The sequence below is a fragment of the Rhodococcus globerulus genome (assembly GCF_019334125.1).
Classification (GTDB): domain Bacteria; phylum Actinomycetota; class Actinomycetes; order Mycobacteriales; family Mycobacteriaceae; genus Rhodococcus_F; species Rhodococcus_F globerula.
Genome location: NZ_CP079698.1, coordinates 457,573 through 484,231, shown reverse-complemented (window position 1 = coordinate 484,231; position 26,659 = coordinate 457,573). Strand labels below are relative to the sequence as shown.

Sequence of the window (26,659 nt, the reverse complement as noted above, 5' to 3'; positions counted from 1 at the left end):
TGTATAGCGACGGCGCTACGTCCTGAATTGCTTGCTCACCGAGGCTGGACGTGTTCGTCCAGAAACTGCTGGGTCATGTCGGCAATCTCGGACGCGTTTGCGTGAAACAGGTAGTGGTGGCCGTCCAATATTTCGACCCGTTGAATCGACGGGTTGGTAATTGCCGCGCGGTGCGACGACTCCCATTCCGGGTCGGCTGTGAGTGACGACGACGCGAGAATAGACATGGCCGGCATAGTCGGAGGCAAGGTAGCGCCCTCGACGCCTCGTACATTCTCAGCTTCGTGCGCGGTCTCGGCGAGCATCGTTGAATTCAATACCCACGAGTAGGAACGCAAATAGAGTTCTTGCTGCTCAGGGGTATATTCGGCGGCGTCGCCGAGACTTTCTCGGTAGTCGGCCGCGAGCCCCAAGTAATCGGTATTCATATCCAAGTAGATCAAGTCCCGTACCCCGCCGAGCGCCGTGACCGTAGACATCCAGCCCGGCCACTCCGGCGCACCTTCGGCAAGTTCGGACGTATATCGCTCGTCGTCGACTCCTACTACCGCGGCCACCTCGTCAGGATGGTTGGTAACCCACCACATCGCGTACAGACCGGAAAGGGAATGCGGCATAAGAACATAGGGTCCGTTCAACCCCAGGGCACTCAGCGCAGAACGGGTCTCGTCGACGATTGCTTCGCTGGTTCGCGGTGCGTCTGTGCCGTCACTGAGTCCCAACCCGAAGTTTTCGACGGTAACCACCGTGTTCGCCTCAGCGAGGCGTCGCGCGAGGGGCGCAAAATCGAGGATCGGCTCAGGAGTACCCAAACCTGGCATGAGGACGATGGTGCGTGGGCCGGAGCCTTGAATCGCAACGCTCATCCGATGTCCGTCCACCTCGACGTAACGGTGCGAGGGACCGATCAGCGCCTCGATGGCTTGCTTGTCCCGTGGAGTTTGCCACCGATGATTGATGGTCGAGATCGCAACAGCACCAACAACTATCGCGAGCACGGAGACGCAGATCCATCGCACCACGCGAAGGAATCGCCGCCGCGGCTTGCGGCCCGTCGAATCACCGACCTGCTCCTGCGATTGCGGCTCGACGACAATTGGATCAGTTCCCCTGGTGTCCCCCACACGACTAACCTAGCCGACGCCGCTTCTGGAGATCAGGCAGAAGGCAATTGTCGGAATTTGCCGTCAACCGGGCAGCGTTTCTCCGCCGATCGGCGCAAGCACCTCCCCGGAGTAATAAGACGACATAGTTTCCGAGGCAAAGAACACGTACGAGGGTGCGATCTCGTCCGGCTGGGCTGCCCGCCCGTACGGTGCCTGTTGACCAAAAGACTCCACCTTGTCCTTGTCCAATGTCGCTGGTATCAGCGGCGTCCATACCGGGCCAGGGGCAACACAATTGACGCGAATCGATCGCTCACGCAACGACTGGGACAGTGAGTACGTCAGCGCAATGACGGCCCCCTTGGTCGCCGAGTAGTCGATCAAGCTCTTATTTCCGCGCAGGCCGTTGATCGACGCCGTGTTGATGATCGACCCACCGCCTCTCAGATGGGGAACCGCTGCCTTACTGACGTGGAAATAGCTGTCGATGTTCACCGCGAAGGTCCGACGCCACTGCTCGTCCGACAGCTCGACGAAGTCATCGACCGGTTGTTGGTAGGCAACATTGTTGACGAGGATATTCAAGCCTCCCAGCACGTCCACCGTCTGCCCGACCACATCATTGCAGTGGTACGGATCCGCGAGGTCGCCCCGCATCAGATGACACTTTCTGCCTTGATGCGCAACAAGTGCGGCGGTGTGATGTGCGTCGGCGTCTTCCTCGAGATAGGCAATCGCGACATCGGCTCCTTCCTTGGCAAATGCAACAGCCACAGCCCTTCCGATACCGGAATCGCCACCTGTGATCAACGCACGCTTGCCGTCGAGCAGGCCCCGCCCGACGTAACCGTTCATCTCGTCGTGGGGTTTTTCACTCATGTCGCTGGTGTGCCCGGGGTATTCGATTCGCTCGCGCGGATGCTCACTCATCACAAGCCTCTCTCGTTGTGCCGCTGTTCGCGCTGCCAGCGATCAGCTACCCGGCGAGTCCAACGCTGAAACCCGAAAGCCAGCTCAGGGTTTGCGAACGGAGTATTGGGGAACACGACTGGCATGATCGATCCTTTTGCGTTGGCGTACAACACCCCGTCGGGTACCGGGCCCGATCCGGTTCCGCCGAACCCCGTGCCTGAACCAATCCCGCCAGCGCCGGAACCCGTACCGCCGACGCCACCGCCGGTACCCCCGACTCCAACGCCGCCCAACCCCTATCCACCGGACCCGATTCCCCAGATCCCGTAAACGACGCATCTCTAGGAGTAATCGCGCAAGACCAGTCGACAGATCTCCTCCACATTGCGCAGCGCCTCTGGATAGCCGATGCGACCAGTGGTCCACAAGATCAACGAATTAAGCATCACACTGCCAATGGAAAGCGACGCCAGACGAGCCAACTCAGCCGGGACTCCGTCCATCAGTCCGAAAATCACCGAGCGGTTGGCGGCGGCTCGCTCGTCCATCGTGTCCCGAACGTAAGGGTCGTCCGACGTCTGCATGTCGACCTCGAGCCGCGCAAAGTGGGGCCTGCGGTGGAATGCCTTCATCTGGCGGCGATACAGGTCGAGGACTCGATCAAGGACTGAGTCGTGGCCGCCATACCGCGCACGTCCACTCGCTTGTTCACGTGCAAGCCGATCGGCGAGGATGTCGTTCCACGCAACTATCGACGCCGCCAAGAGTTGCTGTTTGGCCGGGAAATAGCGGTACACCGTTCCGAGCGCGACGCCCGACCGTTCGGAAACCTCGCGCATCTGGACCTTGTCCGGGCTCATATCGGCGAGCATCTCGATGACAGTGTCGGTGAGCGCCTTACGACGTTCGAGCTGGGACGTCGTCATGTCGTCTGGGTTCAGCGGAAAGGCGACAGATGCATCGGTCACCGTGCGATCACTCCTTCAACTTCAGAACCTTGCGGGCGTTCAGATGCAGGAACTTCGGCCACACATCCTCGTTGAACGGCACATGCGGCATGTCTGCGAAGATGCGGTCCAACGTCAAGCCGGCCGGAAAGTAGCCCGCATAGATGATCTTGTCGGCGCCACGCGAATTTGCGTAATCGACTATCGCCTTGGGGTAGTGCTTCGGCGCGAAAGCCGACGTCGAGTAGTACAAGTTCGGCCACTTCAGCATCAGCTTGACTGCCAATTCCTCCCACGGTTCACAGCCGTGCCTGGTGACGAACACCAGATCGGGGAAATCGAACATCACGTCGTCGATGAGTTCCACATGCTGTACAGCAGATTTCAAGCGCGGCCCCGCGATACCTGCGCACGCAAAGATCGGGATATCGAGTTCGACGCACTTCGCGTAGACGGGGTACATCTGGGGCGCGTTGAGAGCCACCTGCGGAAAGGTGCCCGCGGCAAACGAACTCACCGATCTGATGCCGAATTCCTCGTACTCACGCGTCATTGTCGACAGGGTGCCCATGATGTCGTTGGGGTCCACAGCGGAGCCTTGTGGCACAAAACGGTCGGGGAACCGTTGCACTGCAGTCCTACCCGACTCTGTCGCCACGGTAACCATACCGATCTCGATACCGTGCTTGTCCATCTCACGCAACGTCACCGACACCGGGTCGTCGGTGGGCAATTCCTTGGGCACACCTTTGAACATGTACTCGGCCGGAAACTCGAACGACTCCCGACTTTCCCGGTCCTTGGTCTGCTCAGTGATGAAGTCGTACTCGTGCCCACCGGCTTCACGGAAGCCAATGAGAGTGTCGATGATCGGAATGTCCTCGTACGACGCCATACCTGCGACTCCTCCGCCGTCGGTTCACCTACCGAATCGAATTCCAGAAATGAAACTGTGTTCTATTTATTGGTAAGCCTCAGAGTAGAGCTTGGTCGCGTAGATGTCCATCGCCGCCGGATCACGAAATATACAGATAATATGCTGATTCGGATGCCCGTGATAAATCATGTTCTGACCGACCAGCGCATCGCGCATTTGCATAGACCTGAAATATTGTTCTAGATCATGGACGCCACGTCTGAGTGAGTCATCCTGCCCGGACGCCTTTACCCGACACACCAGCCTCGGGCGCGGTCATATGCGCCCGTTGAGGCAACAGGAGCGGGGTGGCAAGTAGGAGAAGGCCTGCCGTCGTGATCCCGGCCAGCGGACTGGTGAGTGTCGCGAGCACGCCCCACACCAACATGAGCGTCGCCTGGGCGAGTTTGCTGCTGACGCTCCATGTGGTGAGGACCTGCGCGGCGTGATCGGCAGAAGTGCGCTGCAAGCGTTCGGTCGCATTAATGGGATTGAAGATGCCCATACACGTGATCAACAGGCCCTCAACGATAATCACCGTGATAAGTCCGGCGACGCCGGGTTGGGTGAACGCGAGGCCGAGCGGGAAGATCGAGCGCAGCCAACCGGAGACGATCATAACGCGGTAGCGCCCGTACCGAGCGACGAGTGGCGCGGAAAGGCGGGCACCCGCGAAACCCCCGAGTGCTGGGATGCCGAACGCAAGACCGTATTGCCAAGCGGTGAAATGGTATTGACCGAGAAGGAGGACGGCCAGGAGGGGGCTGGTTGCCATGATCAGGCCACTGACTATCACGGAATTGAGAAACAGACGTTGTAGGACGCGGTCGGCGTGAATGTGCCGCCAGCCGTTCAACAGGTCAGTGGCGCGCACTCTGGTGGGCGCGCCTCCAGGCGCCTCGACGTCGTCGCCACGAATGCGGAGAACCCCGAGAGCGGACAGCAGAAAGCTGAAGGCGTCGGCCGCGACTGTGACGACTGGACCGAGCAGTCCGATGAGCGCGCCGCCAAGGGGCGGACCCGCCGCGGTTGCCACCCAACTCGTGCTTTCAAATCTTCCGTTTGCGACAAGGAGGTGATCGCTGCGGACGACATGTTTCAGATATGCGCCGGAAGCGGCAGAGAAGACGATACCTGCGGTTCCGGAGACAACCGAGACAACCAGCAGTTGCCCATAGGTCAGGATGTCGAAGAAATACGCGATCGGAATACTCGCCATTGCGAAGAATCGGGCCAGGTCCGTCGCGATCATCACCGGCCGTTTTGCCCTGCGCTCGACCCACGGCCCGAGCGGGAACGCAACGATCGCGGCAACGGCAAGTCCCGCCGATCCCAGGAGCGCGACTGCAAATGCCGATGAGTGCAGCACTTGCACAGCAATGAGGGCGAACGCTCCGAAGGCAAGCCACGTGCCGTAGGTGCTGATGGCGTAGGCCGTCCACAGCCAGCCGAAACTGCGCCCCAAGTCCACCCGCATACAACTCCCCTTTGCAACGCCGACGTCGGCATGAATCACACCAGCTGTACCGACGCACGATCAAACAACCGACAGTCGGCGAGCCACAACGATCAGTTGTGCATGAATAGGCTGGGTGAATGGATACCGAAGCAGTGCGATCATTCGTACGGGCAGCAGAGCTCGGACAGCTGCAACATGCAGCCAACGAGCTGGGTGTGACACAACAAGCCGTCTCGAAGCGTATCGCCGCCCTGGAGCGCGAGCTGGAAGTTCGGTTGTTCACCCGTACCGCCCGCGGAGTCGAGCTGACACTCGACGGACAAGCATTTCTCCCGCATGCGCGGAACATCGTCACGGGAGTCGAGCGTGCCATCACTGCGGTCCGACCAGGTTCGCGGGCACTTCGAATCGACGTTCTCGGCCTGCGTAGCGCGCAGGCCGTTATTCTGCACGACTATTGGCGGTCACATCCCGAAATCAATCTCGACGTAGTGACTCTCAGAGTCAACGACCCGCGCGTAGCCGTCGCCGCCGTCGAGGCCGGCGAAATCGACGCCACGTTTCGCACCGTGACAGATCCGACGATGTTGCCGCGCGACGTGCGCACGATTCACGCTTTCGATTCCCCATTGGAACTCCTTGTCGGACCACGACATCCACTTGCCTCCTCGCGAACACTGACGCCACCTCAGCTGCGCCGGCATCGGATCTGGGTACCGGGTATCGCGCCCCGCACCGAATGGGGAGAGTTCTACGATCAGCTCGCCACCGAATTCGACTTACGCATCGACGCCACCGGCCCGCACTTCGGCGACGAAGTCCTTCTCGAGACCCTCGCGGACTCCGCGGACGTGGCCACTCTCGTCGGTGCGCGCGACCGCTACATCTGGCCGACTAACTACGACCTGCGCCGCATACCGATCGTGAATCCAACTCTCGCATATCCGCTTTCGCTCATTCTCCGCACCGCGAATCCACACCCTTCACTGGCGGCGATCATCAAGCACTTCGGAAACCTGACACCGCTCCCGGAAACCGTATGGCGTCCGTCCTGGGCAACGTCGGCGCCGCAATGACTGCGATCCTAGTGCGCCACGGCTACCTCGAAGTCACGCACGAAGGCGTCGAAAACACTGCGACGTTGCTCCGGCGGTCCACGAAGTATCGCGGAGGGATGAATCGTCGCAAACACGGCCGGGTCGCGCGAAACCGGAATGTCATCACCAAGATGCAGTTCCTCCTGGCGATGTGCGGCGTTGCTGATGTAGACCGTATCCATCTCGATCTGCGCGGAATCGAGCGCCTGGTGCAAGATTTTGCCTGCCGCCCCGACAAAGGGCTTGCCCGCACGGTCCTCCTGGCCCCCGGGCTGTTCACCGACCAGCATGACCGTCGCAGAACGCCTTCCTTGTCCGAGGACAGTCTGCTGCGCCGCATGGAAAAACCGACACCAACGACAGTCGGCTGACGCCGCTCTCAGCGTAGAAAATACTACGACTGTCCGGTACAAACTCCTGTGCCCCGATTGCTCTCGGTGCTCGATTGTCGGCGACCATGGTTTCGTATTCCCCTGAACAGCAACAACAATCATCACTCCGAAAGCGTGTCGTAATGGCACCAATCGGTGGTTTTTCACACCTGGCGACGGGTACACCGAAAGCGAACACATCCCAACTCGGTAGGAGGAGCACCGCCATGCCTCGCAAGGGATCCGATCCCCATCTCAAAGACCAGGAACTGTACGAGGACCTGCGCGACAAGGGCGAATCCAAGGAGAAAGCCGCACGAATATCGAACGCCGCTGCCAGTCGCGGGCGTGGAAACGTCGGCAGAAAGGGCGGTGAGGCAGAGAACTACGAGGACCGCACGGTGACGGAACTGAAAAAGCGCGCCAAGGAAATCGGGCTGTCCGGCTACTCCTCGATGAAGAAGAGCGAACTGATCGATTCGCTCCGCAACCACTGACAGTGCGAACGGTACCCAATCCCATGGCAACTACGACATCGCGGGAGTCCCAAATCGCTGTTGGAAAAATTCAGTGGCATCGGACCGGTCGGCGCCGACAAACTTGCCTCTCTAGTCGGCAGCAACGAGACCGCACGCCTCGCAGCAGCGTTGATCCGGGCATCTCTCGACGATGAACTTCGCGAGAAGGTCCTGCAGTGATCCAGACTTGGAGGCGTTGACTTCGATATTGTGCCCGCGTTGACTGGATAGCGAGGACTTGTCGCCTTATATGCACTCCGATGTGATCGTTCCGGAGTTCGATCACGAAGTCGAGAGGACGGTCATGACAAATAATGCACCCGGTGAGCATCTCTCCGAGGAACCTCAATCCGAGCGAGGCGAACCTGGCTCTCGCGATACCGGTTCGAACGAGCCTGGCGGCGGACCCGTAGACCGGCCGGAAGGATCGTTCGATCACGAGGAGACCATCTCTACCTCGGACACCGACGACTCCGATTCAGCGTCCGAGTAAGCCGGCCTGAAAATAGCCCGACAGCCGACCTCTGATTCAGGCCACCCCCACTACCCTCAGCACCGCCGTCGTCGCAGCTGCGCCCACCACAATCACCACGAATGGTGCACGGCGCCAAATCAGTACGCCTGCGACAGCAACACCGAGCACTCGCGCCCACCCGGCAAAACCGTCACCGGAGTACACGGTCTGCGTAGCGGCCAGCGATACCAACAGTGCGGTTGCGCCCAACCCGAGCATGCGTACCGCCCCCGGACTGAGATGAATTCGATCCCGCAACAGTGGGCCGGAAATACGAAAGCCAAAGGTTCCCAAGGCAATCAGGCCGATGATCCACCAACTCATCGGTTACGGCCCGCAGCGATCAAACCGAGCAAGCCGGCGATGACGCCGAGACCGGCAGGCAACACAGGCGTCAGAACCACCGCAATGGCCGCCCCCAGCAACGCAACCCGGCGGTCGAGCCGGTCTCGCCACGCTCCGGCGGTGAGCGCCAGCAGTGCTGCCGGAAATGCCGCGTCGATACCGAGCGCGTTGGGATCGCCCAGAAGATTGCCGCCGACTGCGCCGATCGCGGTACCGATATTCCACGCAAGAAACAGCGTGATTCCCGCAGCGAAGAACGTCTTGCGGGCACGAGCCACGTCACCGTGCGACGCAAGCTCCGCTGTGGTGAAAGCTGTAGCTTCGTCGGTCATCAGGTGCGCGCCGAAGATGCGTGAGCGCCAACTCCCCCGCAGAACGTCGGCAAGCACCAATCCGTACGGCAGGTGACGCGCGTTGAGAAGCAGCCCACCAAAAACGACAGCGGCGGGGGCTGCACCCGCAACCACCGCCGCCACCACGAGAAACTGAGCTCCGCCCGCGTAGACGATGCCCGACAGAGCAATAACCTGCGGCAACGACACCCCCGCCGCTACCGCAACCGCTCCGAACGAGGCACCGACCAACGCCATCGCCAATCCCAACGGGAGTAGAGCCGCAAGGGATTGACGATCAGGCACCAAGTCAGATTACCGCCCTGGAAAAAATCACCAACCGCGCTCGGCGAGACGATGTCCGACGGGCAGGTCGTCGACGTTGATGCCGACCATTGCTTCGCCCAGACCGCGAGAAACCTTGGCCAGCACGTCCGGGTCGTCGAAGAACGTCGTGGCCTTGACGATGGCCTCGGCACGCTGCTGCGGGTTACCGGACTTGAAGATGCCCGATCCGACAAACACGCCCTCGGCGCCGAGCTGCATCATCATCGCGGCGTCGGCCGGGGTGGCGATGCCACCGGCGGTGAACATGGTGACGGGAAGCTTGCCGGCCTTGGCAACCTCGACGACGAGCTCGTACGGAGCCTGCAATTCCTTTGCCGCGACGTACAACTCGTCCTCGCTGAGCGAGGTGAGACGACGGATCTCCGCGCGGATGGTGCGCATGTGGGTGGTGGCGTTGGAGACGTCTCCGGTGCCGGCTTCACCCTTGGAGCGGATCATGGCCGCACCTTCGTTGATACGACGCAGTGCTTCACCGAGGTTGGTAGCACCACAAACGAAAGGAGCCGTGAACTTCCACTTGTCGATGTGGTTGGCGTAGTCGGCCGGGGTGAGAACTTCGGACTCGTCGATGTAGTCGACGCCGAGGCTCTGCAGGATCTGCGCTTCGACGAAGTGGCCGATACGCGCCTTCGCCATGACGGGGATGCTGACGGTGGAGATGATGCTGTCGATCATGTCCGGATCGCTCATACGCGAGACGCCGCCCTGGGCGCGAATGTCTGCGGGGACGCGCTCGAGTGCCATGACAGCTACAGCGCCGGCGTCTTCGGCGATCTTGGCCTGCTCGGCGGTGACCACGTCCATGATCACACCACCCTTGAGCATCTCGGCCATACCGCGCTTGACGCGTGCGGTGCCAACGGCAGTGGTGGGGGCGGAATCGGGGGTGCTCACAGCAAACTCCTGCAATAGTGGCGTGATGATCGAACCCCAGAACTGTAGAACGAACCGGCCTTTGATTCCGTAGCCAATTTGCCATTGCTGGCCTTAAATGCGATCAGCGGATCGAGCGTACTTCCGGATCTTCGGTGCCATCAGCGACGGTCGCAGCTTCTGCCAGCAGGTTTGCCAAATCGAGCGGATACACCGGCTCCCCAGCCTTTGTCAGTTCACGAATGACGTCAGCGCTGCACCACCGGTAGCCGGAAATCGCACGTTGTTCCAATTCGGTGTGGCCCTTGAACACCGGAGTGAAGCCAGAGGTACGAGTGGTGAAGAACAATTCCTCCGAGCGGATCAATTCGCCGTCGAACGGGAAGATCGCGACGCGGCGCCACAGCGGTCCACGGAGGTCTTCCGGCGCGATCGTCAACCCTGTTTCCTCGGCCACCTCACGAACTGCAGCGGCCCGAATTTGTTCGCCACGCTCGATTCCCCCGCCGACGGTGAACCAGAACTGCCGGTCCGGGATCTTCGGATCATGTCCGCGCAGAAGCAGCACGCGGTTTTGTCGATCGAGCAGCACCACTCGTGCGGACGTCCGAGCCGTATCCACGGTAATGCCCTCGGGAACTGCGGCCGCGGTGGTCCGTTCGGTGATCTCGAAATACTGTGGCAGCGGCGCGGTTCCACCAAGGTGAAGCCAACGGACCAACCTACGGGTTCGCAACGCGAGGGTGTCACGGACAGCGTCGTTGTGGAACCGCCGAGCGATCAGTACCCGAGCCTCCGCGTCAGCCAGCTCCGCAACCAACTGCGGCCGCAGCGACGTCGTTCCATATGCGGCAAGCGCATTGGAGAGTCGGTTCTCCGCCAGCTCACGGTCCTGCCGATCGGCACGTTCGGCAGCATCCGCCAGCTTCACGAACCGTCGAGCATCCTCGGCACTCATGTCGACCGCCGCAGCTCGAACCACAGCAGCCCGGCGCGACAACGCCGCATCGAGCGCCAGCCACGATTGATCCGACCGGACGTGCAAGCGGTCCAACCGGTTTGCCGTTGCGTACGCCCAGAGCCCGATGACCAGAACAACCGCAGCGATGAGCCCGAGGACAAAAATTGTCAGTGCAGAAAAAGTCACGATCCCACCACATGCACGCCGGTGCCACCCACGGTCACGGTCTCGTAGACCCGCAGGATTTGTTCGGCCACAACAGGCCAGTCGTATTCGGCAACCACCGCGGTCGCAGTATTGACCAAAGCTCTACGACGGTCAGGATCACCGAGAACCGAATCGATAGCCACGGCAAGTGCGTCGGAATCCCCGATCGGAACCAACAATCCGGCCTGTCCGTCGCGAAGCACCCGGCGGAAGGCGTCGAGTTCACTGGCCACGACTGCGGTCCCCGCTGCCATCGCCTCCACCAGCACGATCCCGAAGCTCTCCCCACCGAGGTTGGGTGCGCAGTACACGTCGGCACTACGCAACGCCGACGCTTTCTCCTCGTCACTGACCTGACCGAGCAGACGCAAGTGGCGGGAGTACCGACCGGCTTCCTTACGAAGCTTGTCCTCGTCGCCGCGCCCGACGACAATGACCTCGAGGTTCGGATGACGCTCGACCAGCGCGGGCAATGCACCCAACAGCACCGCCATCCCCTTGCGCGGTTCGTCGTAGCGACCGAGGAACAAAATGGTTCCACCTTCGCGCGGATAGCCGGGTAGAAGTTCCGCCCCCGCAAACGCAGCAACGTCGACGCCGTTCGGGATCTCGACGGCGTCGGATCCCAGGGACTCGACCTGCCACCGACGGGCCAACTCCGAGACAGCGATGCGGCCACTGATCTTTTCGAGGTAGGGAGCTAATACGCCTTGGAAAGTGCTCAGTACCAACGACTTCGTGGTCGACGTATGGAACGTCGCGACAATCGGCCCCTCCGCAATGCGCAACGCAAGCATCGACAGACTGGGCGCGTTCGGCTCGTGAATGTGCAGAACGTCGAAGTCACCTTCGGCGATGAACTTACGCAAACGCGCATTCGCGGTAGGCCCGAAGGACAACCGCGCGACGGAACCGTTGTACGGAATCGCGACGGCTTTGCCTGCCGAGACGACGAACTCGGGCAGTTCGTCGTCATCCGACGACGGCGCCAACACACTGACCTTGTGCCCGCGCTCGATCAACACCTCGGCCAGATCCACCACGTGCGCTTGCACCCCACCGGGTACGTCGAACGAATACGGGCAGATCATGCCGATTTTCATTCACCCTCCATGCGGGCGAGCCGCGATTCGGAAAGGTCGGAACGCCAGAGTGGTTGAAGCATGTGCCAATCCGCCGGGTGCGCTGCGATGTTGATCGCAAACTGGTCGGCTAACGCTTGAGTGGCCGGGCCGACGCCTTCGGACACGTCGATCGGCGGATCGATCTTGAATCCCCAACCGTCGTCGGTGAACCAGCAGTGCACCGGCAACAAGGCCGCTCCGGTGTCGATGGCAAGCTTTGCCGGGCCGGCGGGCATGCGAGTGGGTTCGCCGAAGAACGTCACCGGCACGCCCTTTTTCGCTAGGTCGCGCTCCCCTAGCAGGCACACAATTTTGTTCTCGTGCAGATCTTTCGACAGTTCGACGAACGGTGGATGCTCCCCGCCGCTCAGCGGGAAGATCTCGAAGCCGAGGCTCTCGCGATACTCCACAAAACGCTCGTACAGCGATTCCGGCTTCAGCCGCTCCGCAACCGAGGTCAAGCCACCCCACTGCTGAACACACCACACGCCGGCCATGTCCCAGTTGCCGCTGTGCGGCAAGGCCAACACAGCGCCCTTGCCGTCTGCCATTGCCTTCTCGAGGTACTCCTGACCCTCGACCAGATCGCTCAGTGCCTTGCCCGTCACCGCCAAATCCATCGACGGCAATCGGAACGCCTCACGCCAATACCTCGCGTACGAGCGCATCGACTCCTTGATCAGCTGATCCGGAACCTCAGCCGGCGTCGTTCCGAGAACTCTGGCAAGGTTCTTGCGCAGTTGTTCTGGACCACCTTTGCGCACTGCAAAATCCGCGCCGGCGTCAAAAAGCTTGACCGCGACGGACTCCGGCAGACTGCGAACCAGTCTCCACCCGGCGGCGTAACCCAAATCGGTAGCGCGCTCGGCAACACTCACTTGTCGGACTCACCTTCGGTGTCGGATGCAGCCGGTGCGATCGGTAGAAGCTCCCGTGCACCAGGCGAATTCCGCACCGCAAGCACACGCTGGAAAACAGTCACGATACTGCCCGCGGCAAGGACCCACATGGCGATGTGGATCGCCCACGGCAATCCGAGGCCGGTGAGGCCGGAACCGACCAAGACGATGACCAGACGATCCGGACGCTCGATCCAACCGCCATCAGCCGTCAGACCGCTCGCCTCGGCTCTGGCCTTCGCGTAAGAAATGACCTGGCTGGTAACCAAACAGATCAGTGTTGCCACCAGGAGCCACTTGTTGTTCTCGTGGTAGACGGCCCACCAGGCCAGGCCCGCAAAGATCGCACCGTCGGCAACACGGTCACACGTGGCGTCGAGAACCGCGCCATAGCGGGTTCCGCCGCCACGGGCGCGAGCCATCGCACCGTCCAGCATGTCGAACATGACAAAGAACCAGATGAAGATGGTTCCCCAGAACAGATGACCGGACGGGAACAGTGTCACGGCGCCGGCGATGCTCGCGACCGTGCCGATGATCGTGACCGCATCGGGCGTCAATCCGGTCTTGATCAGAGCTTGGCCCATCGGTGCCGTCACCTTGGACACCGATGCGCGTCCGAAGAAGCTCAACACCTCTGGAAACCTCCACCTCGTGAGTCCCGAAGCGGGACCCGTCGAATCAACTCGGTTCGCTCACTCTTGCCAAGCACGAGCGAGTAATCCCCTGGTCTCGCGCAACAACTGCGGCATCACCTTCACACCACCCAAGACAGTGATGAAGTTGGCGTCGCCACCCCAACGCGGAACCACATGCTGGTGAAGGTGCTCGGACAGCGATCCACCCGCGGCAGCGCCGAGGTTGAGACCCACGTTGAAACCGTGCGGGTTGGACACACTCTTGATGACCCGCAGCGCGCGTTGCGTGAACGCCATCAACTCGGCGCTTTCCTCAGGCGTCAGGTCCTCGAGTGCCGCGACCTTGCGGTACGGCACCACCATCAGATGGCCGGGGTTGTACGGGTACAGGTTCAGGACCGCGTACACATGCTCACCGCGGGCGACGATCAACCCTTCTTCGTCCGACATCTTGGGAATGTCGATGAACGGTTCACCGGTCGTGCCGGGCGTGTTGGGCGCCTCCGTGATGTACGACATCCGGTGGGGCGACCAGATCCGCTGAAGATGGTCTGGATCACCGACACCCTGATCGATCAACGAACCTGGACCGTCGCTACCGGGCATACTCATGGCGCCACGCTTGGCTGAACCAGTTCCGCAGTCGGAGAAGCATTTTCGCGTCGAGCGATCCACTCCGTGATGATCCGAACCGCGTCGTCGGTGGGAATGCCGTTGATCTGAGTTCCATCACGGAAGCGGAAGCTGACGGCGCCTGCCTCGACGTCGCGCTCACCGGCGAGCAACATGAACGGAACCTTCTGCGTGGTGTGGTTGCGGATCTTCTTCTGCATCCGGTCGTCGCTGAAATCGACCTCGGCTCGAACGCCGGCCGCCTTGAGCTTCTTGGTGACGTCGAAGAGATGATCGACAAACGCCTCGGCGACCGGGATGCCGACAACCTGCACCGGCGCGAGCCACGCCGGGAACGCGCCCGCGTAATGCTCGGTCAGTACACCGAAGAATCGTTCGATCGAACCGAAGAGCGCACGGTGGATCATGACCGGCCGGGTCTTGACGCCGTCACTGCCGGTGTATTCGAGGTCGAAGCGCTCAGGCAGGTTGAAGTCGAGCTGAATGGTCGACATCTGCCACGTGCGGCCCAGCGCGTCCTTGACCTGAACGGAAATCTTGGGGCCGTAGAACGCGGCTCCACCCGGGTCCGGCACCAAAGTCAGACCGGATGCTTCGCCGACCTCGGCGAGTGTTGCGGTCGCCTCTTCCCAGACGTCGTCGTTACCGACGAACTTGTCCGGGTTCTTGGTGGAGAGCTCCAGATAGAAATCGTCGAGACCGTAATCCTTGAGCAAATTCAGCACGAACTGCAGCGTGGTGGTGAGCTCGTCGCGCATCTGCTCGCGGGTGCAGTAGATATGCGCATCATCCTGAGTCATGCCGCGCACGCGTGTCAGACCGTGGACGACGCCGGACTTCTCATAGCGGTACACGGAGCCGAATTCGAAGAGCCGCAACGGCAATTCGCGGTACGAGCGACCACGTGCACGGAAGATCAGGTTGTGCATCGGGCAGTTCATCGGCTTGAGGTAGTAATCCTGGCCCGGCTTGCGCACGGTGCCGTCCTCGTTCAGTTCCGCGTCGATGTGCATCGCGGGGAACATGCCGTCGCGGTACCAGTCGAGGTGACCCGAAACCTCGTACAGATGCCCCTTGGTGATGTGCGGGGTGTTGACGAACTCGTAGCCGGCCTCGATATGGCGGCTGCGCGAGTAGTTCTCCATCTCGGTGCGGATGATTCCGCCCTTGGGATGGAAGACCGGCAGACCGGAGCCCAACTCGTCCGGGAAGCTGAAGAGATCGAGTTCACTACCGAGTTTGCGGTGATCGCGGCGCTCGGCCTCGGCCAAGAGCTCCAAGTACTCATCCTGAGCCTCGGTGGATTCCCATGCGGTGCCGTAGACGCGCTGCAGGTCGGCATTGTCCTGGTTGCCGCGCCAGTAGGCAGCGGAGCTTCGAGTCAACTTGAAGGCCGGGATGTGCTTGGTGGTCGGGATGTGGGGACCACGGCACAGGTCGGACCAGATGGTGTCGCCGGTCCGCGGATCAAGGTTGTCGTAGATGGTCAGTTCGTTGCCACCGACCTCCATGATCTCCGGATCGTCGATGCCCGACTTGTCGTTGATGAGCTCGAGCTTGAACGGCTCGTCTGCCAATTCGACGCGAGCGTCTTCGATGGAATCGACCACGCGGCGGGAGAATCGCTGCGATCCCTTGATGATCTGCTTCATCCGCTTTTCGAGCTTGGCCAGATCCTCCGGGGTGAAGGGACGATCGACAGCAAAGTCGTAGTAGAAACCGTCGGTGATCGGCGGACCGATACCCAGCTTCGCGTCGGGGAATTCCTTCTGCACTGCCTGCGCCAAGACGTGCGCGGCCGAGTGGCGGATCACGCTGCGGCCGTCCTCGGTGGACGCGGCTACAGGCTCAACCTCGACGTCGACCTCCGGGGTCCACGACAGATCCTTGAGCGTTCCCTCGCTGTCACGAACGACGACAATGACGTCCGGTCCCTTCGAGGGATATCCGGCCTCACGCACTGCAGTCCCGGCGGTCGTCCCCGCGGGCACCCGAAGTGGGGCGGCTGAGTGCTCTGGCGCGGGACTGGTCACGGCGATGTGCTCCTAATGTATTGCGGCAAGTAAGACGTGCATCGCACCCACAGCGAGCACGTGCACGATCATGTTATCTACCCTGCCGACCCGACGAGTCAACCGACTGAAGTTAACAAGCCACTTTCACCTCAGAGTGGCGACTCGAGCCAGGAGTAGTCGAGGCCAACCCAAGTCCCGATCAGGCCGAAGGTGCCCAGAAGCCACAATGTTGCAACGACGACCACTGTGGTGAACAGAACGCCGATTCCCTTGACGAACAGGGACTGCTTGCCGAACCACGTCATGAAACGGTCGTACCGTGCCTTGGCAAAATGCAGCAGTCGATGCGCCCAGGCAAACTCCGACGCCAGGATTCCGAGGCCGGCAAAGACGATAAGCCAGCCAGGTCCGGGATAAGGGATGGCCAGTACACCGGCCGCCAATACGACGAGACCGACAAAACCAACCGCGATTCGATACGCGAGATTCAAGCTCGGGCGGGCGGCAATGTGCGCGCGCCACCTCGACCAGCGGGACTCAGCTTCGTGGATACGAGACTCGGCTTCGCGAAAGAGCGTCAGGTCGGAGTCGTCGACGGGAGGGTCGACCTTTTTGGTAGTCAACTTCCCTCACCTGTTTCCATAGAAGAGCACGTCTTTGCGACCCAGGTTACCGAAATCTCGAGTGCGCCCGGATTGGCACGTCGGGCGCAGAAACGACTGAAGGCGTCCCCGATCTCTCGGGAACGCCTTCAGTCTGTACCTGTGGTCCCGGCTGGGATCGAACCAGCGACCTTCCGCGTGTGAAGCGGACGCTCTCCCACTGAGCCACGGGACCTTACGAACTATTCGAACGCATGCGCTCGAACGAGTTGGAACATTAACACGCTCGCCCGCCGAACACGAATCACCAGGTTGGCATTCATTCTCCTCCCCGAACGCCCAATTTCACCCATTTAAGAACTTCACGAACGCACTCGACCGGCCCATAACATCGCAATTTTGAGCGATTCCACTACCGAAACGCCTACTGAGCTGGTGATTTGTATGAATCCGACACCGTCGGCTAATGTTTTCAACGCACCGAGGAGAGCAACCAACTCCCCAAGCAACACGGTGCGATGCGGACGTGGCGCAGCTGGTAGCGCACAACCTTGCCAAGGTTGGGGTCGCGGGTTCGAATCCCGTCGTCCGCTCGAGAGGTGTAACTCAACCTTTTACGGTGGAGTGGCCGAGTGGTGAGGCAACGGCCTGCAAAGCCGTGCACACGGGTTCGATTCCCGTCTCCACCTCGCGCGATTAGCTCAGCGGGAGAGCGCTTCCCTGACACGGAAGAGGTCACTGGTTCAATCCCAGTATCGCGCACCACGTCAGGCCCTCGGGCCTGATGGTCAAGACCCGCTTGCGGGTCTGGTAGGTTAGACACGCACTGAGCGCCGGCAACGGAGTTCAATGCACATGCGGACGTGGCGCAGCTGGTAGCGCACAACCTTGCCAAGGTTGGGGTCGCGGGTTCGAATCCCGTCGTCCGCTCCATTTTCATCTCCAGACCCGCGCGATTAGCTCAGCGGGAGAGCGCTTCCCTGACACGGAAGAGGTCACTGGTTCAATCCCAGTATCGCGCACCACGGAAATACGCAGAAAGCCGGAATCCTTACGGGATTCCGGCTTTCTGCGTTGTGCACTAAGACTTGCTGCACCACTCGCGCTGATACAGAATCCCGACAAGGGTTCCCGTATCAGCGTGAGCGAGCAGTAAAGGCGACGCTTCAGTTCGAGAAACGGTTTGCTGCTGACGTCATCGCGCGAAGTGATGACTCTGTTGCCGACTCACCGATGCCCATAGCCCAATTCCGACGACCATTGCACTCCGTGAAAATGAAGGTGGCTGTGCGGTGGCCGATCTGGTGCTGGTGAAATGACAGGATCTCCAGCGCGATTCCTGCGTCGTGCAGCATCGACGTCATTGCAGAAATTGCTCCGGTTGCGGTGGCGGAGGCCGTCGCGATGCGCTCCCCCAGACCGAGAGTTGCTTCGTACGTCCAACGACCGGGGGCGATCTTCTCGCTCGACCATGCACCGAGACGGATCGGGCCACTCATTGCCGCGTAGGTGGATTCGAATTCGTTCCACGACATCTCAGCGCATTCGGCACGCAGGCCGGCAGGCAGGGATTTTCCATGACGCGCAGCAAAAGGATCGCCGGCAAAGGAATAAGAAGAATCAGAAGCGAAGGCGAAGTTGTAAGTCATTGTCGTGGTCTTCCTGGAATGAAGTGGAGGACCAACTGGTAGCACGACGACCCGCAGCGGGGGGTCGGTCCGATTCAGACCCCGCTACGGCGGTGTACTACGAGAATGCGCTTCATGTGAGTGAGGCTAGGCGGCCAGGCGCCAGAACGCAAACCTGGACGCTAAACCCGCGCTGCCTTCTGAGCCGCAATCAAGCTGCGATACCACTCGAACGAAGCCTTCGGGGTGCGTTTCTGGGTGTCGAAATCGACGTGGACCAGGCCGAATCGTTCCTGGTAGCCGGCTGCCCACTCGAAGTTGTCCAGCAGCGACCACACAAAATAGCCGCGCACGTCGACACCGTCGTCCATGGCCGATCGCAGGGCCCGTAGATGTGCGTCGTGGTACTCGATTCGAGCAGTGTCACTGACCTCGCCCGAACTGTTCAAGGTGTCGTGAAACGAACATCCGCTCTCGGTGATGTAGATCGGCGGCAGGGACTCACCGAACCGCGACTGGAATGTTCGCAGGATCTCGCCAAGTCCTTCGGGAACGATCGGCCATCCGAAATCGGTTGTGGGGTAACCGGTTATCGCCACCGGAGCAAAGGGAAGTCCCGGCGGTAGATCGATCTCGAGAACGCCGTCGGTGCCCTGCCCCTCGACAGGGGCAGCAATCATCGTCGGCTCGTAATAGTTGATGCCGTACCAGTCGAGGGGCGCACTGATGATCGTCAGATCCTCGTCGACCGGTCCGGTGAGGATCTGCGCAAATTCGTCGGCCGGATATTTTCCGAGCAGTATCGGATCGGCGAACATCCAGTTGACAACGTGGTCGTAGATGTCTGCGGCCATCACGTCGTCCGCCGAATCTGTTGCGGCGCGCACCGGAGCGTGATTGGACGCAATGCCAATCCCCGAGCAGCCCGCCGACCGCAGCGCGTCGACTGCCAGACCATGCCCGAGGAGCTGGTGATGTGCGGCCTGGAAGGCGGCGAATCCCAAGGCAAGTCCCGGGGCATGAACTCCTAGGGCGTGGCCGTACAGAGTGTGGACAACAGGCTCGTTGAGTGGCATCCACATCCCGACACGATCGGCAAACCGTTCGCCCACAATCTGCGCGTACTCCCCCAACCGAAACGCCGTGTCGCGATTCATCCAGCCCCCTTGCTCTTGCAGAGCTGACGGCAGATCCCAGTGAAAGAGCGTGACGGCGGGCGTAATTCCGGACTCGCAGAGCCTGTCGATCACTCGGTCGTAAAAATCGAGCCCCCTCTGGTTCACCTCGCCTGATCCGGTAGGGAGGATTCGCGACCACGACAGCGACAGGCGATACGCGTCAAGTCCCAGCTGCGCCATGAGAGCGACGTCGGATTCCCAGCGGTGGTAGTGATCAGCAGCAACGACGCCGGTCTCGCCGCGCACCACAGCACCGGGTTGAGTGCAGAAATCGTCCCAAATCGACGGTCCCCGACCGTCTTCGGTCACTGCGCCTTCGATTTGATACGCAGCCGTCGCGGTTCCCCACACAAATCCGGGGGGAAACATTGCTGTTGGATGTGCACTCATAGCCGTCAGTTAATCAAAGAATGCTGCGCGACACGCGACTTTGTTGGACACTCGACCAGTACCAAGTATCAAGTAGCGTTCGGCGGGCAGTGCCCAACCACAGACAAGGCCACATTCGATGACGGATCACACCCGCAGCCTGACGAAGGCTCGGATCGCCACCTCCGTGGCTTTCGGACTCCAGGGTTTTCTTCTCGCGTCGATTCTGACGCAACTGCCCGCGTACCGGGACTTGTTTGCGCTCAGCGAGTCGTTGCTGGTCGTTGCGGTTGTGTCGGTGTCAGTGATCGCCGGCCTCGGCAGCGTTCTCGCCGAGCGACTCGCAGTTCGAACATCGAGCAAGACCACGCTCCGCACAGGACTGGCCGTCATCGCGGTCTTCGGCGGCGCCACCGGACTGGCCCCCAACTCTGCACTCTTTTTTGTCTGCCTCGCTGTCTACGGAATCGGCCTCGGCATCGTTGATGCGGCAGCAAACATGCAGGCCGTCTCGATCCAACACGCCAAGGGACGCTTCATTCTCAGCTCGTTCCACGCAGCCTGGAGCGTCGGGGCCATCGCCGGCGCGCTCTACATCTCGGCAACCGCAGGACTCGACATCTCGGTGCGGGTTACCCAGGTGGTCGCGGGAGTGATTGTGGCCCTGCTGCTTCTGGTATTCGGACCGTCATTGCTCGATCGAAGCGCAACAACCATCGCGGATACGAATACCGGTGGCTCCGTCACGCTCACGGTCCCGATGCGAGCGTTTGTCCTGCTCGGCATCGCGATGGCACTGTTCTACGCAGTCGATTTCAGCATCGGCAACTGGTCGACCCTGTACCTCGAAGACGTCCTGCTGGCCGACGCGAGCACTGCCGCTCTGTCGATGGCTGCCTACCAAATCGCAGCTTTGATTGCGCGATTGACCGGCGACTACTGGGTGGGCAAGTTCGGTGAAACCGCCGTCGTCCGCATGGGATCAGTGATCGGCGTGATCGGCATGACGATTGTCGTGACGGCGCAATCTCCTGCGATTGCGATCGCCGGGTTCCTGATCGTCGGCCTTGGCCTTCCGGTGATCGCCCCGATCTGCTTCAGCGCTGCCGGTCGGATGGCGCCACCCGATCAGGTGGATACCGTCATCGCTCGCATCAACCTCTTCAACTACGTAGGCACCGTTGTCGGCGGCGGAATCGTCGGAGCTGTCGCCGCATTCAGCGACCTGCGGATCGGGTTCCTCATACCGCTGGCGTTCTGCGTGATTCTGATTGCGCTTGCACCCGCGTTTGCCCCGAAACGCGCCGAGAGCCTGGCGGCTGAGAAAGCCGGATAGCCGTCACTGACACGGCAAGTGGTGTACTTGAGCGACCATTGCGCGTGCAGGGAAGGACGAAGTGACGTGAGCATCACCGTTAACCGGGCCGGAATCTGGGATTCCGAAGCAATCGCCGACGTGGCCGCGGTGACGTTTCCACTCGCCTGCCCGCCCGATGCATCCGACGACGACATCAATGCCTTCATCGACAACGTGCTCTCGGTCGACAAGTTCTCCGAATACCTGACCGACCCGACACGGACGGTTCTCAAAGTGATCTCGAGCGACGCCATAGTCGGCTACGCGATGCTCATCGACGCCGAACCGTCCGATCCCGACGTGCGGGCAGCACTCACGCTTCGCCCGACAACAGAATTGAGCAAGCTGTACGTGCTTCCCGGAAATCACGGAAGCGGCGCCGCAGCATCATTGATGGCCGCGGTGGTCGCTCACGCCCACGAAAGTGGCAGTGCGGGAATCTGGCTCGGAGTGAACCAGGAAAATGCGCGAGCGCAAAAGTTCTACGCAAAGCATGGCTTCACACGGGTAGGGACCAAGACCTTTGTCGTGGGCACCCAGCTCCATCACGATTTTGTGATGGAGCGACCGGTGAACTAGGTCGCGGCGACCTCGAAACGAGACAACGCGAGCAGACGCGACATGGCGCGCAGGTACTTCTTCTTGTAACCGCCGGCAAGCATCTCCGGGGTGAAGATCTCGTCCAGGCGAGCGCCGGACACTGTCACCGGAATGCTCGCGTCGTACAGGCGGTCGGCAAGAACCACGAACCGAAGCGCAACCGACTGGTCTGTCGCGGGGTGGACGCCGTCGATGTAGACAGCACGAACACCCTCGACCAACTTGTTGTATCGCGACGGGTGCAGCGTGCTGAGGTGCTTGCACAGCTCGTCGAAGTTGTCGAGCGTTGCGCCGTCGACGGACTCTGCGCGAGCGACCAACTCTTCGGAGGAAATCGGCTCCGGAGCGGGTGGCAGATCGCGGTGACGGTAGTCGGGACCGTCGACGCGAATGGTCTCGAAGATCGAGCCGAGCTTCTTGATCTCGCGCATGAAGTCCTGCGCAGCAAAGCGGCCCTCACCGAGCTGACCCGGGAGCGTGTTGGACGTCGCGACGATGGACACACCGCGCGTCGACAGCTCGGACAGCAGGCGAGAGACCAGCATTGTGTCGCCCGGATCATCGAGCTCGAATTCGTCGATGCACAGAACGCTGTGCTCGGAAAATGCCTCGACGGCCTTGTTGAAGCCGAGTGCGCCGACCACGTGCGTCAGTTCGACGAACGTGCCGAAAGCCTTGGGCGACGGAACGCTGTGGAAGATCGACGCGAGAAGGTGCGTCTTACCGACACCGAAGCCGCCGTCGAGGTACAGACCGGCGCCCGTGGCCTGAGTCTTCTTGCCGAACAATCCGCGACGACCGCCGGCCCGAATCTTGGCTACGCGCTTGGAGAATTCCTCGGTCTTCGCAACGGCAGCTGCCTGACTCGGCTCGTTGGGATCCGGGATGTAGGACGCGAAGCTCACGTCGTCGAACATTGCGGGTGGAACCATTTGAGCGACCAATTGATCGGCGGGTACCACCGGACTGCGATCGACAAGACGTTGAGGCATCCATCAAGGGTATCTACGTGGTGTGATCTCTCATATGCACCATCTGGATTTTGCGACCTACTTCACACCCGATCAGCCGCAGCGGCTCCGAGAGCTCTATTCATATCCGGAAAACCTGCAGCGTCCGTGGGTACGGGTGAACTTCGTGTCCAGCATCGACGGTGCCGTCTCCGTCAGTGGGCTCAGCGGCGGTCTGGGCACCCCGGCGGACAAGACGGTGTTCGACACGCTGCGCGAACTCTGCGACGTGGTTGTCGTCGGAGCCGGAACCGCGCGCGCGGAGAACTACGGCGGCGCCGTGATGAACGACGACGCTCGGGCACGCCGGGTCGCGTCGGGGCTCGCCCCTGTGCCCCCGATCTTGGTTGTCTCGTCACGCGCGTCGATCGACCCCGAAAGCCGGCTGTTCTGCGACGCCGAGGTCCCACCGATTCTGCTGGTCGGCTCCGACGCAGACGCCGCTGCCGTATCGAGGTTGAGCGATGCCGGTGCCGACGTTCACCGAAGTGTCGGCGCGGCGGTGCGCAGTGTCGACGTCGAGAACACAGCATCCACTCTGAATTTGCCGCGAATTCTGTGCGAAGGCGGACCGTCCCTGTTCGGCCAACTGATCACGGACAACGCCGTCGACGAACTATGCGTGACGACGTCTCCGCAACTGGTCGGCGGCAACGCGGGGCGGATTTCCCTCTCCGCGCAGTCCCTTCCCACCCCGATGATGCCTGCACATATCCTCACGGACTCCGACGGCACGGTGCTGTCGCGGTGGGTTCGTCAACGTCCTCGGCACTGAACCTGGCACTCTGGTCGGCATGCGCAGAGCGGCTTTGATTGCAGTTGTCGTGGCGACCTGTTGTGCCTGTGGCGCAGGGCCCTCCATTCGCCCGGACGTCGCCGTCGAAGGTCACACCGGTGGCACCCCCGGGAGTTCCGATACGTCACAGGCGACACCTCCCCCGGTTCCCGCTCCGGCCGTCCCGACCAGCGATCTCCCGTGGCGCGACTGCAGCGGAACATCTCTTGCCGACGCCTCGTTGGCTGCCGCCAGCACGGGCGTCATCGTCGAATGCGCCGAATTCAGCGCTCCCATCGACACCAGCGGCCGCATCGACGGAACATTCACGGCTGCGGCGACCCGGGCCCGAACCTCGGCTACTCCTGCTGACGCCTACCCGATTGTCTTCACCTCCGGGACCGATCGGTCTTCGGGAAGCACCTTGGCCATGCTCTCTGCCACCGGACTGACGGCCGTCCTCGCAGCCCACCCGGTTGTGGCTCTCGATCGCCGCGGTATCGACCGCTCAACGCCCATCGAATGCATGGAACCCGATACTCGGCGCGGACTCGCCGATCTCGGCCAATTCGAGCCGAGTTTCAGCGGAGACGCAGCCGACGCCGTCGCCACCCTCGGGCACGACGCCACAATCTCCTGCACCGACTATCTCGATCCACAGGAACTCGAATTCGGAGCCGACGCCGCGGCCGACGACATCAACGCACTGCGCACGCGATGGGGCGTCGACACCATCGCACTGTGGGCTGCAGGCTCCGGTTCGGACATCGCATTGAGTTACGCCGCAACATATCCCGACAACATTGCACGATTGATCCTCGACTCGCCCGCACCGATCGCCACCGATGCCACCACCGAGGAGGAAAGCCGAGTCCAAGGCCAGGAAGCAGCGTTGACGGCGTTTGCCACTCGCTGCGCGGCGCTGTCCTGCTCACTCGGACCCGACCCCCGCGCGGCCGTCGTTGCCTTGATGGAACGCGCGCGAACTGGTGAGTTCCGGCCCTTGTCCGCGGCGTCGATCACCCGCGCAATCTCGGCAAGTCTTGCCATCGCGAGCCAGAATCGCCAGCTGGACACAACGTCTCTGGCCGATGCTCTCAGCGCACTCGGAACGGGAAACCCCGTACCCATGCGCGAACGTGCCGCAGCCGCGGAGAAAGCACTTGCCAGTGACGGTCAGTTTGTCGGACGCTGCACCGACGGCGTTCAGTGGCCGGGGGTGGGGCGCATCCGCGAACTGCAACAAACGTGGGGTAAGTCCTACCCCGTGTTCGGGAACGAAGCCGCACTCGGATTGTCGGCCTGCGCAAGTTGGCCGACAACCGCTCCGACGCCCTTACCCACCGCGTTGAAACCGACTGTTCTGGTCCTCAGCGGTCAAGCCGACCCCGCCGTCGGCAACACCGGGCTGGCCACCGTCACCGGAGTTGTCACCAACGCCGGCGCCCGGTTCGCCAGCCTCGATTGGCAAGGCTCCGGACACCCCGCGATGCAATCTGCCTGCGTGCAACAGGCCGCGGTGTCCTACCTGGACAATCAGAGCCTGCCGGCCAACGGCAATGTGTGCCCGGCCTAGTCGAATATGACGGCCGTCACCCACCATTGCAGGGTGCATCCCCAGATCTGTTTGCGTCTCGGTGTACCGTTCCGAAGTGTTCCTTAGACAAATCGAGCCTCGCACCGGGCGGACAACCCAACAAGTCGTCAACTACGTTTTGTGGCCGATCGCCGTGATGACCGTGATCAATCGCGTTGTCGTCAAAGCCGTCAACGGGTCGATCACCGATGATTTCCGGCCGGTCTACAACGCCGCGCTGGCATTCTGGAACGGCCGCGAGGTCTACACCGCGGACTTCAACACGGTAGATCCGCACTACTTGTATCCCCCATCGGGATCCTTGCTGATGGCACCACTGGCCATCCTCGATCCCGAGCGCTCGCGCTGGCTGTTCATCGGCACCAATGCGATTGCGATCCTGGTCGCGCTCTATCTGCTGCTACGGCTGTTCGATCTGACAATCAGCTCCATCGCCGCGCCAATTCTCGTACTGGCCGCGTTCTCGTCGGAGACCGTCACCAACACCCTGGTGTTCACCAACATCAATGGCATCGTGCTGCTCAGCGAGATGGCGTTCCTGCTACTCCTGATGCGCCGTAAAGATCTATGGGCAGGCGCATCGATCGGCATCACTCTGGCCGTCAAACCCACTCTTGCGCCGCTGCTACTGCTCCCCTTGGTTCGTGGTCAGTGGAAGGTTTTTGTCACAGCACTCGGCATCCCGTTCATCCTCACCGTCGTCGCAGTGCCTCTCTCGGCAGATCCGATGGCATTTGTCGAACGCACGGTTCCGTACCTGCTGGAATCACGCGACTACTTCAACAGCTCGATTGTCGGTAACGGCGCCTACTTCGGCCTGCCCGATTGGTTGGTCCTCACCCTGCGCGCGGTCTTCGCCGCCATGGTCCTGATCTCGCTGTGGCTGCTCTACCGGTACTACCGCAATGACGATCTGTTCTTCCTCACCACCACAACGGGCGTGATCATGACCGCATCGTTCCTGCTGCCATCGCTCGGCCAGATGTACTACTCGATGATGCTGTTCCCGCTCCTGATGTCGGTGATACTCAAGAACTCCGTCATGCGAAACTGGCCGGCCTGGCTTGCCGTGTACGGGTGCATGACGTTCGACGACTGGTGGTCCTTCCGTTGGCCCGCCTTCGGCCGGGCAGCGGAGTACATGAAGAGCACTCTCGGGTGGAGCCTGCTGCTGATCGTGATCTTCTGCGTCCTCGGTTACCGGTATCTGGTTGCCCGACGCGAAGGACGCCTGGACCGCGGAATCGATCCCGCCTACCTCCTCGATCCTCCTGTGGATGCCGTCCCACCTGCAAGCAAAGCCGAACCTGCAGTAAAGGATTAGCGTG

General features: G+C 61.3%; 28 protein-coding genes and 6 tRNA genes. 14 read left to right on the top strand and 20 right to left on the bottom strand.

Annotation, left to right across the window (positions count from 1 at the left end; translation table 11 throughout):
* Positions 1-35 precede the first annotated feature (35 nt).
* The 5 genes from KYT97_RS02190 to KYT97_RS02170 form a co-directional block, all read right to left on the bottom strand.
* Positions 36-1,124 (bottom strand): alpha/beta fold hydrolase, encoded by a 1,089-nt coding sequence (locus KYT97_RS02190; RefSeq protein WP_230590163.1) that lies wholly within the window; start codon positions 1,122-1,124, stop codon positions 36-38.
* A 63-nt stretch (positions 1,125-1,187) separates the two neighbouring features.
* On the bottom strand, positions 1,188-2,036 hold the full coding sequence (locus KYT97_RS02185) for an SDR family oxidoreductase (RefSeq protein ID WP_092808263.1): 849 nt from the start codon (positions 2,034-2,036) through the stop codon (positions 1,188-1,190).
* Between the two features lie 323 nt (positions 2,037-2,359).
* Complete coding sequence (locus tag KYT97_RS02180) at positions 2,360-2,944, bottom strand: TetR family transcriptional regulator (protein WP_084702864.1); 585 nt, start codon at positions 2,942-2,944, stop codon at positions 2,360-2,362.
* Positions 2,945-2,993: 49 nt separating this feature from the next.
* Positions 2,994-3,860, bottom strand: a complete 867-nt coding sequence (locus tag KYT97_RS02175) for an amidohydrolase family protein (protein ID WP_219111664.1) — start codon at positions 3,858-3,860, stop codon at positions 2,994-2,996.
* Positions 3,861-4,110: 250 nt separating this feature from the next.
* Positions 4,111-5,358: an MFS transporter gene (locus KYT97_RS02170; protein ID WP_219111663.1), complete on the bottom strand. Its 1,248-nt coding sequence runs from the start codon at positions 5,356-5,358 to the stop codon at positions 4,111-4,113.
* A gap of 119 nt (positions 5,359-5,477) precedes the next feature.
* Here KYT97_RS02170 and KYT97_RS02165 point away from each other — a divergent pair, with 119 nt between their 5' ends.
* Entirely contained in the window at positions 5,478-6,416 is a 939-nt protein-coding gene (locus KYT97_RS02165) for a LysR family transcriptional regulator (RefSeq protein ID WP_219111662.1), read from the top strand.
* Between the two features lie 8 nt (positions 6,417-6,424).
* On the opposite strand, the gene KYT97_RS30815 is transcribed toward KYT97_RS02165, so the two are convergent.
* Positions 6,425-6,727, bottom strand: a complete 303-nt coding sequence (locus KYT97_RS30815) for a uracil-DNA glycosylase family protein (protein WP_239654749.1) — start codon at positions 6,725-6,727, stop codon at positions 6,425-6,427.
* 308 nt (positions 6,728-7,035) lie between these two features.
* Here KYT97_RS30815 and KYT97_RS02155 point away from each other — a divergent pair, with 308 nt between their 5' ends.
* The 3 genes from KYT97_RS02155 (at position 7,036) to KYT97_RS02145 (ending at position 7,819) form a co-directional block, all read left to right on the top strand.
* Positions 7,036-7,305, top strand: a complete 270-nt coding sequence (locus KYT97_RS02155; protein ID WP_045067483.1) for a DUF7218 family protein — start codon at positions 7,036-7,038, stop codon at positions 7,303-7,305.
* A gap of 60 nt (positions 7,306-7,365) precedes the next feature.
* Positions 7,366-7,506 carry a hypothetical protein gene (locus KYT97_RS02150; RefSeq protein ID WP_162487743.1) on the top strand — a complete coding sequence of 47 codons (141 nt, stop codon included), beginning with the start codon at positions 7,366-7,368 and terminating at the stop codon, positions 7,504-7,506.
* A 124-nt stretch (positions 7,507-7,630) separates the two neighbouring features.
* Entirely contained in the window at positions 7,631-7,819 is a 189-nt protein-coding gene (locus KYT97_RS02145) for a hypothetical protein (protein ID WP_045067969.1), read from the top strand.
* A gap of 36 nt (positions 7,820-7,855) precedes the next feature.
* Here the strand turns inward: KYT97_RS02145 and KYT97_RS02140 are convergent, their stop codons facing one another.
* From KYT97_RS02140 to KYT97_RS02090, 11 genes are all read right to left on the bottom strand, one after another.
* Positions 7,856-8,164 carry an AzlD domain-containing protein gene (locus KYT97_RS02140; protein ID WP_045067480.1) on the bottom strand — a complete coding sequence of 103 codons (309 nt, stop codon included), beginning with the start codon at positions 8,162-8,164 and terminating at the stop codon, positions 7,856-7,858.
* A complete protein-coding gene (locus KYT97_RS02135; protein WP_239654719.1) occupies positions 8,161-8,823 on the bottom strand; it encodes an AzlC family ABC transporter permease in 663 nt (220 codons plus the stop codon). The genes KYT97_RS02140 and KYT97_RS02135 overlap by 4 nt, the downstream gene beginning before the upstream one ends.
* Positions 8,824-8,850: 27 nt before the next feature.
* Entirely contained in the window at positions 8,851-9,759 is a 909-nt protein-coding gene (pdxS, locus tag KYT97_RS02130; protein WP_033234706.1) for a pyridoxal 5'-phosphate synthase lyase subunit PdxS, read from the bottom strand.
* A gap of 103 nt (positions 9,760-9,862) precedes the next feature.
* On the bottom strand, positions 9,863-10,885 hold the full coding sequence (locus KYT97_RS02125; RefSeq protein ID WP_033234707.1) for an NUDIX hydrolase: 1,023 nt from the start codon (positions 10,883-10,885) through the stop codon (positions 9,863-9,865).
* Complete coding sequence (locus tag KYT97_RS02120) at positions 10,882-12,009, bottom strand: glycosyltransferase family 4 protein (RefSeq protein WP_033234708.1); 1,128 nt, start codon at positions 12,007-12,009, stop codon at positions 10,882-10,884. Before KYT97_RS02120 ends, KYT97_RS02125 begins: the two co-directional genes overlap by 4 nt.
* On the bottom strand, positions 12,006-12,908 hold the full coding sequence (locus tag KYT97_RS02115; RefSeq protein WP_033234709.1) for a phosphatidylinositol mannoside acyltransferase: 903 nt from the start codon (positions 12,906-12,908) through the stop codon (positions 12,006-12,008). Before KYT97_RS02115 ends, KYT97_RS02120 begins: the two co-directional genes overlap by 4 nt.
* On the bottom strand, positions 12,905-13,564 hold the full coding sequence (gene pgsA / locus KYT97_RS02110; protein WP_033234710.1) for a phosphatidylinositol phosphate synthase: 660 nt from the start codon (positions 13,562-13,564) through the stop codon (positions 12,905-12,907). The genes KYT97_RS02115 and pgsA overlap by 4 nt, the downstream gene beginning before the upstream one ends.
* 60 nt (positions 13,565-13,624) lie before the next feature.
* Positions 13,625-14,179 (bottom strand): ATP adenylyltransferase, encoded by a 555-nt coding sequence (locus tag KYT97_RS02105; RefSeq protein ID WP_080711748.1) that lies wholly within the window; start codon positions 14,177-14,179, stop codon positions 13,625-13,627.
* On the bottom strand, positions 14,176-16,233 hold the full coding sequence (gene thrS / locus KYT97_RS02100) for a threonine--tRNA ligase (protein WP_033234712.1): 2,058 nt from the start codon (positions 16,231-16,233) through the stop codon (positions 14,176-14,178). Before thrS ends, KYT97_RS02105 begins: the two co-directional genes overlap by 4 nt.
* A gap of 131 nt (positions 16,234-16,364) precedes the next feature.
* The gene (locus KYT97_RS02095; protein WP_165826376.1) at positions 16,365-16,766 is read right to left on the bottom strand and encodes a TIGR02611 family protein; all 402 of its coding nucleotides are present in this window, start codon (positions 16,764-16,766) and stop codon (positions 16,365-16,367) included.
* A 214-nt stretch (positions 16,767-16,980) separates the two neighbouring features.
* A tRNA-Val gene (locus KYT97_RS02090) sits at positions 16,981-17,052 on the bottom strand.
* A 285-nt stretch (positions 17,053-17,337) separates the two neighbouring features.
* On the opposite strand from KYT97_RS02090, the gene KYT97_RS02085 reads away from it, so the two are divergent.
* The 5 genes from KYT97_RS02085 to KYT97_RS02065 all read left to right on the top strand — a co-directional run bounded on the left by KYT97_RS02085 (position 17,338) and on the right by KYT97_RS02065 (position 17,842).
* A tRNA-Gly gene (locus KYT97_RS02085) sits at positions 17,338-17,410 on the top strand.
* 25 nt (positions 17,411-17,435) lie between these two features.
* Positions 17,436-17,506 (top strand) — tRNA-Cys (locus KYT97_RS02080).
* Between the two features lies 1 nt (position 17,507).
* Positions 17,508-17,582, top strand: a tRNA-Val gene (locus tag KYT97_RS02075).
* Positions 17,583-17,674: 92 nt separating this feature from the next.
* Positions 17,675-17,750 (top strand) — tRNA-Gly (locus KYT97_RS02070).
* 17 nt (positions 17,751-17,767) lie between these two features.
* Positions 17,768-17,842: transfer RNA gene (locus KYT97_RS02065), tRNA-Val, on the top strand.
* Positions 17,843-17,983: 141 nt separating this feature from the next.
* On the opposite strand, the gene KYT97_RS02060 is transcribed toward KYT97_RS02065, so the two are convergent.
* Together KYT97_RS02060 and KYT97_RS02055 are read right to left on the bottom strand one after the other, a co-directional pair.
* Positions 17,984-18,466, bottom strand: a complete 483-nt coding sequence (locus tag KYT97_RS02060) for a 2-isopropylmalate synthase (protein ID WP_092808378.1) — start codon at positions 18,464-18,466, stop codon at positions 17,984-17,986.
* A gap of 161 nt (positions 18,467-18,627) precedes the next feature.
* Positions 18,628-20,013, bottom strand: a complete 1,386-nt coding sequence (locus tag KYT97_RS02055) for a GH1 family beta-glucosidase (RefSeq protein ID WP_219111661.1) — start codon at positions 20,011-20,013, stop codon at positions 18,628-18,630.
* A gap of 118 nt (positions 20,014-20,131) precedes the next feature.
* Here KYT97_RS02055 and KYT97_RS02050 point away from each other — a divergent pair, with 118 nt between their 5' ends.
* Together KYT97_RS02050 and KYT97_RS02045 are read left to right on the top strand one after the other, a co-directional pair.
* Positions 20,132-21,328, top strand: a complete 1,197-nt coding sequence (locus tag KYT97_RS02050) for an MFS transporter (protein WP_219111660.1) — start codon at positions 20,132-20,134, stop codon at positions 21,326-21,328.
* A 66-nt stretch (positions 21,329-21,394) separates the two neighbouring features.
* The gene (locus KYT97_RS02045; RefSeq protein ID WP_219111659.1) at positions 21,395-21,928 is read left to right on the top strand and encodes a GNAT family N-acetyltransferase; all 534 of its coding nucleotides are present in this window, start codon (positions 21,395-21,397) and stop codon (positions 21,926-21,928) included.
* On the opposite strand, the gene zapE is transcribed toward KYT97_RS02045, so the two are convergent.
* Positions 21,925-22,941 (bottom strand): cell division protein ZapE, encoded by a 1,017-nt coding sequence (zapE, locus tag KYT97_RS02040; protein WP_033234718.1) that lies wholly within the window; start codon positions 22,939-22,941, stop codon positions 21,925-21,927. The genes KYT97_RS02045 and zapE overlap by 4 nt on opposite strands.
* Positions 22,942-22,975: 34 nt before the next feature.
* Here zapE and KYT97_RS02035 point away from each other — a divergent pair, with 34 nt between their 5' ends.
* The 3 genes from KYT97_RS02035 (at position 22,976) to KYT97_RS02025 (ending at position 26,655) form a co-directional block, all read left to right on the top strand.
* The gene (locus KYT97_RS02035) at positions 22,976-23,734 is read left to right on the top strand and encodes a pyrimidine reductase family protein (protein WP_219112775.1); all 759 of its coding nucleotides are present in this window, start codon (positions 22,976-22,978) and stop codon (positions 23,732-23,734) included.
* 19 nt (positions 23,735-23,753) lie between these two features.
* Positions 23,754-25,310, top strand: a complete 1,557-nt coding sequence (locus KYT97_RS02030; protein WP_219111658.1) for an alpha/beta fold hydrolase — start codon at positions 23,754-23,756, stop codon at positions 25,308-25,310.
* A gap of 61 nt (positions 25,311-25,371) precedes the next feature.
* A complete protein-coding gene (locus KYT97_RS02025) occupies positions 25,372-26,655 on the top strand; it encodes a glycosyltransferase family 87 protein (protein ID WP_045067463.1) in 1,284 nt (427 codons plus the stop codon).
* Positions 26,656-26,659: the final 4 nt, after the last annotated feature.

Excerpts from the sequence above, each read along its gene's own strand:
- KYT97_RS02185 (WP_092808263.1), bottom strand. The coding sequence starts at position 2,036 with ATGAGTGAGCATCCGCGCGAGCGAATCGAATACCCCGGGCACACCAGC.
- KYT97_RS02180 (WP_084702864.1), bottom strand. The coding sequence starts at position 2,944 with ATGACGACGTCCCAGCTCGAACGTCGTAAGGCGCTCACCGACACTGTC.
- KYT97_RS02175 (WP_219111664.1), bottom strand. The coding sequence starts at position 3,860 with ATGGCGTCGTACGAGGACATTCCGATCATCGACACTCTCATTGGCTTC.
- KYT97_RS02170 (WP_219111663.1), bottom strand. The coding sequence starts at position 5,358 with ATGCGGGTGGACTTGGGGCGCAGTTTCGGCTGGCTGTGGACGGCCTAC.
- KYT97_RS02165 (WP_219111662.1), top strand. The coding sequence starts at position 5,478 with ATGGATACCGAAGCAGTGCGATCATTCGTACGGGCAGCAGAGCTCGGA.
- KYT97_RS30815 (WP_239654749.1), bottom strand. The coding sequence starts at position 6,727 with ATGCTGGTCGGTGAACAGCCCGGGGGCCAGGAGGACCGTGCGGGCAAG.
- KYT97_RS02155 (WP_045067483.1), top strand. The coding sequence starts at position 7,036 with ATGCCTCGCAAGGGATCCGATCCCCATCTCAAAGACCAGGAACTGTAC.
- KYT97_RS02145 (WP_045067969.1), top strand. The coding sequence starts at position 7,631 with ATGACAAATAATGCACCCGGTGAGCATCTCTCCGAGGAACCTCAATCC.
- KYT97_RS02140 (WP_045067480.1), bottom strand. The coding sequence starts at position 8,164 with ATGAGTTGGTGGATCATCGGCCTGATTGCCTTGGGAACCTTTGGCTTT.
- KYT97_RS02120 (WP_033234708.1), bottom strand. The coding sequence starts at position 12,009 with ATGAAAATCGGCATGATCTGCCCGTATTCGTTCGACGTACCCGGTGGG.
- KYT97_RS02105 (WP_080711748.1), bottom strand. The coding sequence starts at position 14,179 with ATGAGTATGCCCGGTAGCGACGGTCCAGGTTCGTTGATCGATCAGGGT.
- KYT97_RS02060 (WP_092808378.1), bottom strand. The coding sequence starts at position 18,466 with ATGACTTACAACTTCGCCTTCGCTTCTGATTCTTCTTATTCCTTTGCC.
- KYT97_RS02055 (WP_219111661.1), bottom strand. The coding sequence starts at position 20,013 with ATGAGTGCACATCCAACAGCAATGTTTCCCCCCGGATTTGTGTGGGGA.
- KYT97_RS02050 (WP_219111660.1), top strand. The coding sequence starts at position 20,132 with ATGACGGATCACACCCGCAGCCTGACGAAGGCTCGGATCGCCACCTCC.
- zapE (WP_033234718.1), bottom strand. The coding sequence starts at position 22,941 with ATGCCTCAACGTCTTGTCGATCGCAGTCCGGTGGTACCCGCCGATCAA.
- KYT97_RS02035 (WP_219112775.1), top strand. The coding sequence starts at position 22,976 with ATGCACCATCTGGATTTTGCGACCTACTTCACACCCGATCAGCCGCAG.
- KYT97_RS02030 (WP_219111658.1), top strand. The coding sequence starts at position 23,754 with ATGCGCAGAGCGGCTTTGATTGCAGTTGTCGTGGCGACCTGTTGTGCC.